General features: G+C 51.9%; 13 protein-coding genes. 1 reads left to right on the forward strand and 12 read right to left on the reverse strand.

Going from position 1 to position 13,521, the window contains the following annotated elements; genetic code table 11:
- Positions 1-20: 20 nt before the first annotated feature.
- The 12 genes from nuoL to QMN23_RS18700 are packed head-to-tail and all read right to left on the reverse strand — an operon-like array spanning position 21 to position 11,906.
- Positions 21-2,030, reverse strand: coding sequence for an NADH-quinone oxidoreductase subunit L (nuoL, locus tag QMN23_RS18645; RefSeq protein ID WP_282000838.1), 2,010 nt, complete (start codon positions 2,028-2,030; stop codon positions 21-23).
- A gap of 53 nt (positions 2,031-2,083) precedes the next feature.
- On the reverse strand, positions 2,084-2,386 hold the full coding sequence (gene nuoK, locus QMN23_RS18650) for an NADH-quinone oxidoreductase subunit NuoK (protein ID WP_282000839.1): 303 nt from the start codon (positions 2,384-2,386) through the stop codon (positions 2,084-2,086).
- 18 nt (positions 2,387-2,404) lie between these two features.
- Positions 2,405-2,908, reverse strand: coding sequence for an NADH-quinone oxidoreductase subunit J (locus QMN23_RS18655; protein ID WP_282000840.1), 504 nt, complete (start codon positions 2,906-2,908; stop codon positions 2,405-2,407).
- A 10-nt stretch (positions 2,909-2,918) separates the two neighbouring features.
- Positions 2,919-3,317, reverse strand: a complete 399-nt coding sequence (gene nuoI / locus QMN23_RS18660) for an NADH-quinone oxidoreductase subunit NuoI (RefSeq protein WP_282000841.1) — start codon at positions 3,315-3,317, stop codon at positions 2,919-2,921.
- Between the two features lie 25 nt (positions 3,318-3,342).
- Entirely contained in the window at positions 3,343-4,377 is a 1,035-nt protein-coding gene (gene nuoH / locus QMN23_RS18665; RefSeq protein WP_282000842.1) for an NADH-quinone oxidoreductase subunit NuoH, read from the reverse strand.
- A gap of 50 nt (positions 4,378-4,427) precedes the next feature.
- Positions 4,428-6,917 (reverse strand): molybdopterin-dependent oxidoreductase, encoded by a 2,490-nt coding sequence (locus tag QMN23_RS18670; RefSeq protein ID WP_282000843.1) that lies wholly within the window; start codon positions 6,915-6,917, stop codon positions 4,428-4,430.
- 40 nt (positions 6,918-6,957) lie between these two features.
- A complete protein-coding gene (gene nuoF, locus QMN23_RS18675; RefSeq protein WP_282000844.1) occupies positions 6,958-8,739 on the reverse strand; it encodes an NADH-quinone oxidoreductase subunit NuoF in 1,782 nt (593 codons plus the stop codon).
- A gap of 36 nt (positions 8,740-8,775) precedes the next feature.
- Positions 8,776-9,282: a complex I 24 kDa subunit family protein gene (locus QMN23_RS18680; RefSeq protein ID WP_282000845.1), complete on the reverse strand. Its 507-nt coding sequence runs from the start codon at positions 9,280-9,282 to the stop codon at positions 8,776-8,778.
- A 26-nt stretch (positions 9,283-9,308) separates the two neighbouring features.
- Positions 9,309-10,481 carry an NADH dehydrogenase (quinone) subunit D gene (nuoD, locus tag QMN23_RS18685; RefSeq protein WP_282000846.1) on the reverse strand — a complete coding sequence of 391 codons (1,173 nt, stop codon included), beginning with the start codon at positions 10,479-10,481 and terminating at the stop codon, positions 9,309-9,311.
- Positions 10,482-10,522: 41 nt separating this feature from the next.
- Positions 10,523-11,008, reverse strand: coding sequence for an NADH-quinone oxidoreductase subunit C (locus tag QMN23_RS18690; RefSeq protein ID WP_282000847.1), 486 nt, complete (start codon positions 11,006-11,008; stop codon positions 10,523-10,525).
- A gap of 35 nt (positions 11,009-11,043) precedes the next feature.
- Positions 11,044-11,559, reverse strand: a complete 516-nt coding sequence (locus tag QMN23_RS18695; RefSeq protein WP_282000848.1) for an NADH-quinone oxidoreductase subunit B — start codon at positions 11,557-11,559, stop codon at positions 11,044-11,046.
- Entirely contained in the window at positions 11,550-11,906 is a 357-nt protein-coding gene (locus tag QMN23_RS18700; RefSeq protein ID WP_282000849.1) for an NADH-quinone oxidoreductase subunit A, read from the reverse strand. Before QMN23_RS18700 ends, QMN23_RS18695 begins: the two co-directional genes overlap by 10 nt.
- Before the next feature lie 297 nt (positions 11,907-12,203).
- Here QMN23_RS18700 and hemL point away from each other — a divergent pair, with 297 nt between their 5' ends.
- The gene (gene hemL, locus QMN23_RS18705) at positions 12,204-13,490 is read left to right on the forward strand and encodes a glutamate-1-semialdehyde 2,1-aminomutase (RefSeq protein WP_432613084.1); all 1,287 of its coding nucleotides are present in this window, start codon (positions 12,204-12,206) and stop codon (positions 13,488-13,490) included.
- Positions 13,491-13,521: the final 31 nt, after the last annotated feature.

The following is a 13,521-nucleotide window of genomic DNA, read 5'->3' on the forward strand; positions in this document are numbered from 1 at the left end:
TTGGTCCTATTAATTCACTGTTAACGGAAGATGTAGAAGCCTACGATTACAACCACACCTAAGGCCATGGTAAATGCGTAATTGTGAACATAGCCTGTCTGGATATTTCTCAAAACGCCACCGAACCCCTTCACTACCGCAGCAACCCCGTTGACAACCCCATCAACAATCAGCACGTCGAAGCCTTTCCAGAGGAAATTCCCCAACCACTTGCACGGATTGACGAAGAGGAAATCATAAAGTTCATCGATGTACCACTTGTTGTAGACAGCACGATGCAGCGCAGGGAATGCAGCAGTAAACTTCGCCGGGATCGACGGAGCGGCAACATACAGCAAGTAGGCGATGGCAATTCCAACCACGGCAATAATTACCGAGATGCTCATCAAACCCCACTCTAAACCGACACTGTGATGAACCGCAGCGTGTTGAATCTGCTGCTGCACAAACTCGTTGGAGCTTGCAAACACCGGCTCGAGGTACTGTTCAAGATAGTTAGGCATCCCGCCCAGGGCATCACCCAAAAGTTTCGGCACCCCAATCCAGCCTCCAACCACCGACAGACCGGCAAGAACAAGCAAAGGAAAAACGATGACAAAAGGCGACTCGTGCAGATGTTCCTTTGCTTTCTCCTTGATCCGGCACTCGCCGAAAAAGGTCATGAACACAAGCCGGAACATGTAGAAGGCAGTCAGGCCGGCAGCTATCGCCCCAACAGCCCAGAGAACAGTGTTTAATTCACCAAAATGTGGATTCGCGTATGCCTGCCACAGAATCTCGTCCTTACTGAAGAAGCCAGCAAAGCCCGGAATACCGGCAATGGCTACCGTTGCAAGCAGGAAGGTCAGGAAGGTCAACGGCATGGCTTTCCGCAGGCCACCCATATTTCTCATGTCCTGAGGATCATCGTGCGAATGGATATGATGGAGCGCATGGTGCATTGAGTGGATTACCGAACCGGAGCCAAGGAACAGACATGCCTTGAAGAAGGCGTGGGTCATCAGATGGAAGATACCGGCGGTGAACGCGCCAACCCCCATACCGAGGAACATGTATCCCAACTGGGAAACAGTAGAATAAGCTAGAACCCGCTTGATATCGTTCTGCGCCGTACCGATAGTGGCCGCAAACAGCGCGGTTGCTGCGCCAACGATTGCAACCACCATCATGGTTTCGTGGGAGCGGATATAGACAAAGTTCAGCCGGCCGATCATATACACACCGGCGGTTACCATGGTGGCCGCATGGATGAGGGCGGAAACAGGAGTCGGACCTTCCATGGCGTCAGGGAGCCAGGTATAGAGAGGGATCTGGGCTGATTTGCCAGTGGCACCCAGGAAGAAACAGAGCGTAATTATTGTCACAATTCCACCAACCGGCAGCAGATGCGCACTGGCGGCTAGCTCGCGGAAATTGATCGTCCAGACGTTGTGATTTTGCCCCAAATACCAGAATAGCGTGAAGGTACCGAGCAAAAAGCCGAAGTCGCCGACTCGGTTCATGACGAACGCTTTCTTACCGGCATCACCCGCGGACTTTTTGTGGAAATAATAACCAATCAAGAGGTAGGAGCAGAGACCTACACCCTCCCAGCCAACAAACATAAGAAGAAGGTTGTTGCCAAGGACGAGAAGGAGCATCGAAAAGGTAAACAGATTCAGGTAGGCGAAGTAGCGATAAAAGCCCTCTTCACCGTGCATGTAGCCTATGGAGTAAACATGAATCAGAAAGCCAACGCCGGTGACAACCATGATCATCAAGGCTGACAGCGGGTCGATTAGGAAGCCGATATCAGCTTTAAACTGGCCAGACTTGATCCAGGTAAAAAGAATCTTCTCGAAAACGCGTTCCTCACCCGGGAGCGAGAGCAGCTGTTTCAAGATACCGCAGGAGACGACGAAGGAGCAGAAGACCATCAGTGCACCAAGGCCGCCAATAACCTTCTCGTTTTTGATCTTTTTCCCAAGAAGGCCGTTAATCACGACACCGATCAGCGGGAACAGGGGTATCAGCCATACGTACTCGAACATTCCAGACTCCTTTAGAGCGAGAAATTCAGTTTGATAAAGTCTCTGTCTCTCTGCTACAGCTTCATAAGCTTGATATCTTCAACATCAATGGATTCTCTGTTTTTGTAGTAGGCAATCATCAGCGCCAAGCCTACTGCCGCCTCTGCTGCAGCAACAGTCATAACAAAGAAAACGAAGATTTGCCCATCGATATTGCCAAGCTGCCGAGAGAGCGCAATGAAGGTTAGGTTTACGGCGTTAAGCATCATTTCAACGCACATGAAAATGACAATCGCATTTCGCCGGATAAGAACCCCGATTGTTCCAATTGAGAACAAGATTGCGCTGAGAATCAGATAGCTGTGCAAAGGTACCATTTGCTTCACCCCTGTCGGTTAAATTTTCCGTTTGGTAAGTACGACTGCGCCGATGATCGCCACCAGAAGCAGAATAGAAGTAATTTCAAAGGGAAGGAGAAAATCGGTGAACAGTGCCTTGCCGATAATCTCAGTATGCCCAACGTTGTTGATGATGTCCGCGTCCAGCGGCCCCTTTGCTCCAGTCAGCGAGCTTCTGTTCAGGATATAAACAAGTTGGAAGAGTGTGAAAACTCCAACCAAACTACCGAACAGCACCGTATGGGAGCTTCTCCTGCCCGACTCGGCCCGCAGGTTGAGCAGCATGATGACGAACACTATCAAGACCATGATCGCGCCCGCATAGACAATCACTTGCACGGCTGCCATGAATGGCGCATCAAGCATTACATAGAGCGTGGCCAGGCAGAAGAATGTCATGACAAGAGAGAGCGCACTGTTAATCGGATTTTTACAAGTAATGACCATAATGCTGGCCACGACAGCTATTGCTGCCACAATGGTGAAGAAAATGGTTTCCATTGCTGCTCCTTTATCTCTTTTCTAAAAGTCTCTCTTTGACAAAAACAAAATCTTCTCTCTTGTAATTAGCCAGCTCAAACTCCCCAGTCATCGTCAAGGCATCGACCGGACATGCTTCAACACAGTACCCGCAAAAAATGCACCGCAACATGTCGATCTCGTACTTGGCTGCAAACTTGTCGTGGTTCTGGTCTTCACCGGCCTCAACAGTAATGCATTTCGCCGGGCAGACGGTCGGGCAAAGATAGCACGCAACACACTTCGCACGATCATGCGACACCTTGAGAGCATGGAGTCCCCGGAAATTCGGAGAAACAACCGGCTTCTCGTCTGGGTATTGCAGCGTAATCGGCTTTTTGAAGAGATGAGTCAGGGTGATTTTCAGACCTTTAAGCAGCGGCACAATCATTTCGATATCCTCGTCATGGAATTGACTAGAGTGCTACAACGACACCGGTAACAACAATGTTAAGAAGCGCCAACGGGAGGAACACCTTCCAACCCAGTCTCATCAGCTGGTCATAGCGGTAGCGCGGATAGGTAGCGCGAATCCACATCAGACAGAACATCAAGAAGTACACTTTGACAATGAAGTTGAGCACCGACGGAAGCGGACCATGCCACCCACCGAGGAAGAGCGTCGTCGTTACGGCACAGACCGTTACCATGTTGGCATATTCTGCCATGAAGAACATCGCATACTTCATACTCGAATATTCGGTGCAGAATCCGGAAACAAGTTCACTTTCGGCCTCCGGAAGGTCAAAGGGAGTCCTGTTGATCTCTGCAACGGAGCAGATGAAGAACAGAACAAATGCCAGTGGCTGCTTGAAGGCGTACCAGCCGAATCCGGCCTGGTCGGCAACGATCTGATGCAACGACAGCGACTGCGACAGCATAAACACCGAGATAATCGAGAGTCCGGCGGCAAGCTCATAGGAGATCATCTGCGCAGATGCCCGTAGGCCACCCAACAGAGAATATTTGCTGTTAGAGGCCCAGCCCGCCAATACGATCCCGTAGACCCCCAAGGATGCCAAGGCAAGGATGTACAAAACCCCGACATTCACATCGACCACCTTGCCGGCGGCAGTGTCGTAATAGGCAGCAATCTGCAACGGTATCTTATTTCCCGCAATTTCGATTGTGTCGCCAAACGGTATCACCGCAAACGCAATGAAGGCGGGTACCAGTGAGATCAACGGTGCCACAAGGAAAGCGAACTTGTTGGCATTCGCCGGAATGATCTCTTCCTTGAAGAACAGTTTGACCCCATCGGCAATAGGCTGAAGAAGCCCGTGCCAACCGGTCCGCATCGGACCGAGTCGCACCTGCATGTGGCCAATGATCTTTCGCTCAGCATAGGTGGCGTATGCCACGGTCAGCAGAACAAACACAAACACGACAACAACTTTGGCCACCATGGCGATGTAATACGCCATTGGCAATCCCAATATTTCGTATCCCATTTGCTCCTCGTCCCCTCTGTTATTTTAGTCTAGTTTCTGTTCGTACTTTTCTACTTGCTGACGCTGACCCATTGGACCGCAGCACCATTTGTAACGTTATTGATTGAATTTTCCGCGAAATGGTATGGGGCAAAGACCATGCCGGCTGGCAATCGCACACCGACCTTGACCTTGAGTCGTACTTCACCGACAGACGATTTCAGCGTAACGAGCTCATCCTGATTGACACCAAGTCTCGCCGCATCTTCTATGTTCAGTTCGGCATAACCTGCCGGACAAACGTACATCGGCCCTTCACCATGCAATGACAGCGTACCGCAATGATTAAGCGCACTCCCCGTGACAAGTGCCAATTTCCCTGCTTCAGCATTGGGTACAGCACCGGCAACCGGGATCAGCTTTGGCTTTGGCGTCACCGCATATATCGCCCCGGTGTCGCCGAGCGCAGCATACTCGATTGCGCCGTAGCAAGGCACCGTTGCAGCAATTTCCGCGAAGACCTGCTCCGGACCAGCGAATTTGTCGCCGCCAAGGGCTGCATACAACTGGTTGAATATCTCGAAATCACTTTTCGCAAGGCCAATAGGCTTAATTGCCTTATGAATTCTCTGCACTGCTTTACCAACGCTGGTATAGGTTCCTTCTTTCTCGGCAAAGGAACACACTGGCAGCACGACATCGGCTTTGGCAGCTGTATCAGTAAGGAACAGGTCTTGGACGATTACAAACTCTGCCTTGTCAATGGCAAGTTCCACCTGCTTGCGATTCGGATACGAGACAACCGGATTCTCGCCGGCGATATAGAGGGTTTTAACCGCCCCGGCTATGCAGCCATCAAGAATTGCAGCCGCATTTTTACCGGCCGCAACCGGGTGAATTTTAAGATCCGCTGCTCCCTGACTGTTGTTCTTCTCACCGAGAATCAAGACGCCGCCGCCAGCCGCACCAATCTTTCCAGCGACCAACGCCAAGTTGATAACGGCATGAGCCAAATCGCTGCCATGGCCTGGATATCCCATACCGGTCGGCATTACTATCAGCGCCTTAGGAGCGGCTACATAGTCACGCGCAAGGGCTGTAAGCTCATCAACCGTAACCCCGCATTGCTCGGCAGCCTGCGGCAGCGAAACACTTTCAAGCGACCGCTTGAATTCGCCATAGCCTGGGATCGTGGCGGCAGCTTCCGGAGCCCCCAGCCCTTCGTCGACAACAACCTTGGCCAGCGCATTGAAGAATTGTATTTCATAGCCCGGCTTATGAAGATACGTTGCCGCGCCGGGTAATTTGGCAAGCTTGCCGCGCTTGTCGGAAACAATTCGCAGCTTGACCCCTTTTCTCTTGACCGCAAGGTTGATTTCAAAACCGAGCACCGGATGCGTTTCATAGGCGTCAGTCTTGACAACCAGCAACAAATCCGCATCCTGAATATCGGCTATCACCGCAGGAGAAGCAGGGATTCCGACACTTTGAGCAGCACCGACGGTCAACGCCTCATGAGCATACCCTGCCGCATGGTCGATATTGTCAGAGCCAATCGCCCCATTAAACAGCTTTTTAAACAGGTACAGCTCTTCATTGGTAAGGCGTGGGGTCACAAGGCCGGCAACAGTCGAGCCTCCTGCTGCTTTCCCTTCGACAAGGCGCTGGCTGATGACGCCCAGCGCTTCATCCCAACTGACAGGCTCAAGCTTACCGTTTTTCCTCAACAACGGTGTTGTAAGCCGGGAGGCGCTGTTCACGAACTGATAGCCAAATCTCCCCCGGGTGCAGAGTTGCCCGTTATGAAAGCCCTGATCTTCATCGTAAACAGTTGTAAGTACCTTGTCATCTTTGACACCCAAGGTCAGGTTGCAGCCGGTCCCGCAATACGAGCAAACGGTCTTGACCTTGTTCAAAGACCACCACCGGGCTTTGAATTTAAACGGCCGGGAGATAAGTGCTCCCACCGGACAGACAGAGATACATGAACCGCAGAATTCACAGTTCAGGGGGCCGTCGAACGGCGTGCCGATTTTTGCTTCAATACCGCGATTGATAAACGAATACGCCCCAAAGGAGACAATCTCATCGCAGATGCGTGCACATTTGCCACAATGAACGCATCTGTTCATATCGCGTTCAATCAGTGGATTTTCGTAGTCGATCTGGTGTTGGAACTTCTCGTCCTGGAACCGATTCGCATTTACTTCGTATTCATAGGTGAGATTCTGCAGGTCGCAATCACCTGCAGCATCACAGACTGGACAGTCGATGGGGTGCTTAAGCAGAAGCAGTTCCAGCACCATCTTTCTTGCTTGAACAATTTCCGGCGTCATGGTGCTGACTATCATCCCCTCCGTCACCGGGGTAGTACATGCCGGGATTTGCCGCCCCTTCATCTGTTCCACTTCAACGAGGCACATACGACAACCACCAAAAGGATGGAGCTTTTTGTCGTGACAGAGAATGGGTATCTTGATGCCTGCCGACTTTGCGGCATCATAAATGGTAGCGTCTTTTGGTACCGTTACCTGTTTTCCGTCGATCGTGAGATTTACCATCGTGACCTCTGTTTCCCTCGGAAGTTAGCTCGTCGAGCGGCTACTCAATCGCCATGAAGCGACAGGCGTCATAACACGATTTACACTTAGTGCACTTTTCCTTGTCGAGATACGCTATTTGCCCCTTTTCCCAAACGATCGCATCGGACGGACAAGCTTTAAAGCACGCTCCGCATTTAACGCACTTGTCTTCAACTACCTGCCACAAAAGCAGTTCCTTACAACAATTGGACGGGCATCGCTTATCGTTGATATGTGCTTCATATTCATGCCTGAAATACCGGATTGTCGAAAGAATCGGGTTGGGTGCCGTCTGACCCAAACCACACAGAGACGCTTTTTTGATGGTTGAACCCATCTCAAGCAATGTCTCAATGTCCCCTGCCTGGCCGCGACCTTCGGTGATCCGTTCCAGAATGTCCAGCATGACCTTCAGCCCGATCCGACACGGCACACACTTGCCGCAGGACTCATCCCGGGTGAATGTCAGAAAGAACCGGGCAACGTCCACCATGCAGGTCGTCTCATCCATAACGACCAGACCGCCCGAACCCATCATTGCACCGGCCTTGATCAGCGAATCGTAGTCAACGGGGGTATCAAGAACTTCCGACGGGATACAGCCACCCGACGGCCCCCCAGCCTGAACCGCCTTGAATTTGCGGTTATTGGCAATCCCGCCGCACACGTCGTAAATGACGGATCGAACGGTCATCCCAGCTGGAACTTCGACGAGACCGGTATGCTTCACTTTGCCGGTTACGGCAAAAATCTTGGTCCCCTTCGTCGTATCGGTGCCGAGCGAGCCATACCAATCGGCGCCTTTGTTGATGATGTGCCGGACATTGGCAAAGGTCTCAACGTTATTGATGTTGGTAGGCTTAGCCCAGAGCCCCTTGACCGCAGGAAACGGCGGACGCGGACGCGGCATGCCGCGCTCACCTTCAATTGAGGCCATCAGGGCGGTCTCTTCACCGCAGACGAACGCCCCTGCGCCTTTCTTGATGATCAGGTCGAAGTCGAACCCCCACCCTTGAATATTGTGCCCCAGGTAGTTTTTTTGATAGCAGACATCCAAGGCCTTTTGGAGACGATCAATAGCCAGCGGATACTCGGCGCGGACATATACATAGCCCTTCGTGCAACCGATCGCGTAGGCAGCGATCATCATCCCTTCGATAATGCAGTAGGGGTCGCCCTCAAGAACCGAACGGTCCATGAACGCACCGGGGTCGCCTTCGTCAGCATTGCAAATCAGATACTTTTGTTTTCCCTGCGAGGCGGCACAAAACGACCACTTCATGCCGGTGGGGAAGCCCCCGCCCCCTCTACCACGGAGTCCAGATTTCTTTACTTCATCAATGACGTCAGCGGGTTTCATTTCCTTGACGCATTTTTCGATCGCCTTAAAGCCATCTTCTTCAAGATAGGCCTGCAAACTCTCTGGATCGATCTGGCCACAACCACTCATGACGATTCGCATTTGCGAATCAACAAACGTATTGTAGTAGGGCTTTGCCTTGCGCTTTTCGATCGGCGAACGTTTGACGATATGTTCGTCGATAATCTGTGCAACTTCCTCGGGCTGAACAAAATCATACGTGACCCGGCCCAACTCGGGGTCGACAATATCAACCAACACGTCATTGGCACAAAGACCACGGCACCCGGTATTGATAACATCGCAACGTTTGCCGACTACTGCCTGAATTCCTTTTTCGTCAAGAACCTTCCTGAACTCGCTTTCGACCTTTCTGGCCCCAGCCGAGATACCACCCGTTCCCTGACAAATCAGAATCTTGATTTCCGCTTGTGCGCCCATATCAATGTATCCTCTGATGGAAAGTTGAGAACTCTCTTACTTCAGCGGTCTCTGGTTGTATTCCGTGATGATTTCGCCGACCTTCTGGACGGTCATCTTGCCGAAGGTATCATCGTTCACCATCGCCAACGGAGCCATACCACAGGCCCCCAGACACGCTACCTTCTCAAAGGTATAGCGAAGGTCGGGAGATGTTTCGGCATGCCCGATGCCAAGTTTTTCAAAAAAGGTCTCTACAATCCGCTCGGCACCTTGCACGTGACATGCTGTACCAACACAGACACGAATAATGAACCGCCCACGAGGCTTCAGATGAAACTGTGCATAAAACGTCAACACGCCATAAATCTGGCTCGGGTAAACGTTGAGTCGCTCGGCAACGAGATCAATTGCCGGCTTGGGCACAAAGCCGTACTCATCCTGAATCCCCTGAAGTACCGGCATGAGATTGCCAGGCAACGTCAGGTATTTATCAATTACCTTGTTTGCGTAGGAAAGATCGACCTCTTCAGTCGGCAAAGCCTCAGCAGGAGCGTTGCTCATGTAACCCTTCTCCTTTATCGCACTATTTACCGGTCAATTTCACCAAGGACGATGTCGAGCGTACCAATAACCGCCACAAGGTCGGCAATCATGGATCCCTTTGACATCTTCTCAATCGCGCTGAGATTAACGAATGAAGGCGGCCGGATTCTCATCCGATACGGTTTCGTTCCCCCGTCGCTGACAAGATAGTAGCCCAGCTCCCCTTTTGGCGCCTCAACTGACTGATACACCTCGCCTTCAGGTGCCGGGAATCCCTCACTGGCAATCTTGAAGTGATGAATCAAGCCTTCAATGGTGTTATAGACATTCTCTTTCGGCGGATAACAAACCTTGGGGGCGTCGGCAAGAACCGGCCCGGGCTTCAGCTGCCCAAGCGCCTGCTTGAGAATATTGATCGCTTCCCGCATTTCGATGAGACGCACCTTATAACGATCAAAGGTATCGCACTTCTCGCCGACGGGAACTTTGAACGAAAACTTATCGTAGCCGCTGTACGGATTGTCGCGGCGAAGGTCCCAGTCGACTCCGGATCCCCTGAGCGCCGGCCCCGTAATGCCGCAATTGATGGCGTCCTCCGCGGAAATAACACCGTTACCTACGGTCCGCTGCAGCCAGATAGTGTTTTTCGTGAGCAGACCCTCATACATGTCGAAATGGGCAGGGAACTCATCAACTATCTGCCGCACATCCGCTTCAAACCCATCATAGACATCCCGCGACAGCCCACCGACCCGGAAGTAGCTACTCGTCATACGAGCACCGGAGAGCTTCTCGTAGATACTCATGATCAGCTCGCGCTCACGGAAGCAGTAAAGAAAAACGGTCATCGCGCCGATATCGAGGGCGTGGCAGGCAAGCCAGACCAGGTGCGATTTGAGACGGGTCAGCTCTGCCATGATTACCCGGACAACCTGGGCACGTTCCGGCACTTCGAGGTCGAGCAGCTTTTCCACTGCCAATACATAACCAAGGTTATTGCTCATTGGCGCAAGGTAGTCGAGTCGGTCGGTCAGCGTCATCGCCTGATGGTAGGTGCGATGCTCGGAAAGCTTCTCAACTCCCCGGTGAAGATACCCGATATGCGGGGTAATTTTCTCAATGACTTCGCCGTCCAGCTCGATGACCAGCCGAAGCACCCCGTGCGTACTCGGGTGCTGAGGCCCCATGTTTACTGTCATAATTTCTTTGCTTGCCATTTATCGCCTCTATTGTCGAATGGAATTCTTGCTCGCTGTATTTACGAAAGCCGGCCCTTGTATGGCTCGCGTCCCGGCCCCTGGAGAGGATAATCCTTGCGTAGCGGATGACCGACCCAGTCGTCTGTCATCAGAATTCTTCTCAGATCAGGATGGTTGGCAAACACTATCCCGAACAGATCATACGTTTCGCGCTCAAGCCAGTCTGCCGAGTTCCACAGGCAGGCCACCGACTCGATCTCCACATTCTCCTCACCAACCGGCGCTTTCAGCCGCAACCGATCCTTATTGGGAATCGAATACAGGTTGTAAACCACCATGAAACGCGGATCCTGCCCCAAATAATCCACAGCGGTCACATCAGTGAGCATATCGTATCTCAATTCTTCCTTGAGACACTTACAGACACTGATGATATCTTCCTTCTTCACCGTGACCGTCACTTCACCCCGAAACTCTTTGACATCAAGGATCGACGAGGAGAACTTCTCTTTCAGTTTGATAACCGCACGATTGTTGTCTGTCATGACCACGTTACCTTTTCCCTTGATGAAGAATCTGATCAGGCAGCAGCGGGCTCAAGCCGCTCACCAAAGCCAAACGAAGACCCGAAGGAGTTCCGCTCATTCGATATCTTTTCCTGCAGTTTGAGCAGACCATAGAGCAGCGCTTCGGGGCGGGGAGGACAACCCGGAATGTAGACATCCACAGGAAGAGCTTCATCAACCCCCTGCACAACGCTATAAGTGTCAAAGATGCCACCCGAACAGGCGCAAGCCCCCATCGCCACAACCCATTTCGGTTCCGGCATCTGCTCGTAAACCGTCTTGATGACGGGAAGCATCTTCTTGGTAACCGTCCCGGCAATAATGATGCAGTCGGACTGGCGGGGCGACGCACGAAAGATAATCCCGAAACGGTCAAGGTCATGACTCGACGCACCGGTTGCCATCATTTCGATAGCGCAGCACGCGAGACCGAAGGTCATCGGCCAGATCGAAGACTTCCGTGCCCAGTTGACCAGCTTGTCCAGAGACGTCGCTACCACATTATCTCCCATTGGTTGCTCTACTCCCATTCCAAAGCTCCTTTTTTCCAGACGTAGATATAGCCGACGAAGAGAATGACTATGAATACTCCCATCTCAACAAGCCCAAACATGCCGAGACGCTTGAAAAGAATCGACCATGGATACAGAAACACCGCTTCAATGTCGAACAAGATGAACAACATCGCTATAATGTAGAACTTAACCGAGAAACGTTCCCGGGCGGACCCAACCGGCTCGCAACCGCACTCGTACGGACTCAGCTTCACCGAGCTGGGCTTTTTCTGCCCGATCAACGACGATGCGACCAACGAGATCAGACCGAAGGCAATGGCAACAATCACGAGTCCTATAATGGGCAGATAAGCGGCAAGCATGTTTCCCTCCAAGAATGAGGTTGTATAAACCCCTCGTTTATCTCTGATTCTTTATAGCGCCTGAATATCCGGTTTTCTTATTGCGTATACTGTATACAATTTGGTGGGAACTTATGTCATTTAAAAAACTTTGTCAAGAAAAAAAATTTCTAATGCAAGCCCTTCAATTTGTTGAATTCGTATTGAAAATTCACCTACTTTGCCGTATTGGGCCAAACACGATTATCCCTTGACACCGCCACCCTGCCCATGGTAATAACTACTTAATTTTTCAGAATATTTTCCAGGAGACCACCCATGATAACCACAACAACCTCCCGGCAGCTTTTCGCACGAGCAATCACCTCCATTCCCGGTGGCGTCAACAGCCCGGTACGTGCCTTTAAATCCGTCGGCGCCGACCCGCTGTTCATATCCAAAGCTTCAGGCAGCCGGATTATCGACGCCGACGGCAACGAATTCATCGATTATGTCGGCTCATGGGGACCGATGATCCTCGGTCATTGCCACCCCCAAGTCGTTGCGGCAGTCAAAAATGCCGTTGAGAAAGGGAGTAGCTTTGGGGCGCCGACCGAGCTAGAGATCATTCTTGCTGAAATGGTAATCAAAGCAGTGCCTTCTATTGAGATGGTCCGCATGGTCAGCTCGGGCACCGAGGCCACAATGAGCGCCATTCGCCTTGCCCGCGGCTACACGGGCAAGGACAAGATCATCAAGTTTTCAGGCTGCTATCACGGCCACGCTGACTCGCTTCTCGTCAAGGCAGGCTCCGGTGCAGCCACATTCGGTGTCCCTGACTCCCCGGGCGTACCGGGCGATTTTGCCAAACACACCCTGACCGCCCGGTTTAACGATCTGGCCTCGGTGCGACAACTCGTCTCCCAGAACAAGGACCAGGTTGCCTGCATAATCGTCGAACCGATTGCGGGCAACATGGGAACGGTCCCGCCGCGGGAGGGATTTCTCGAAGGACTTCGCAGCATCTGCACCGAGGAAGGAATCATCCTTATCTTCGATGAAGTGATGACCGGATTCCGGGTTGCGTACGGCGGCGCCCAGGAGCTTTTCGGCGTTACACCCGACATGACAACCTTGGGCAAAATTATCGGTGGCGGACTTCCCGTTGGCGCATTTGGCGGCAAAAAAGAGATTATGGAAAAATTATCGCCAGCTGGTGGAATTTACCAAGCGGGCACCCTTTCCGGCAACCCGCTGGCAATGACTGCCGGTATCGAAACTCTTCGTCTGCTTCAGCAGAAGGACTTCTATACACAACTTGAGGAAAAAAGCCAACTGCTCGCCGGCGGGATTCTCACCGCGGCAAAAGCTGCCGGCTGCCCGCTCTACGGTACACGGGTCGGGAGCATGTTCTGTGCATTTTTCGGCACTGAAGAGGTCCACGACTGGGATTCTGCCGCAAAATGCAATACCGCGGCATTCGCCAAATATTTTCGGGCGATGCTCGAAGAGGGGATCTATCTGGCACCATCCCAGTTTGAAACGGCCTTCATGTCCGCTGCCCACACGCTGCCTGAAATCGAGCGGACAATCGACGCGGCACGCAAAAGCTTCAAGAGTCTGTAACGATTTGACACAAATGAGATTGACATACTTA

The organism is Geotalea uraniireducens, from assembly GCF_027943965.1.
Lineage (GTDB): Bacteria > Desulfobacterota > Desulfuromonadia > Geobacterales > Geobacteraceae > Geobacter > Geobacter uraniireducens.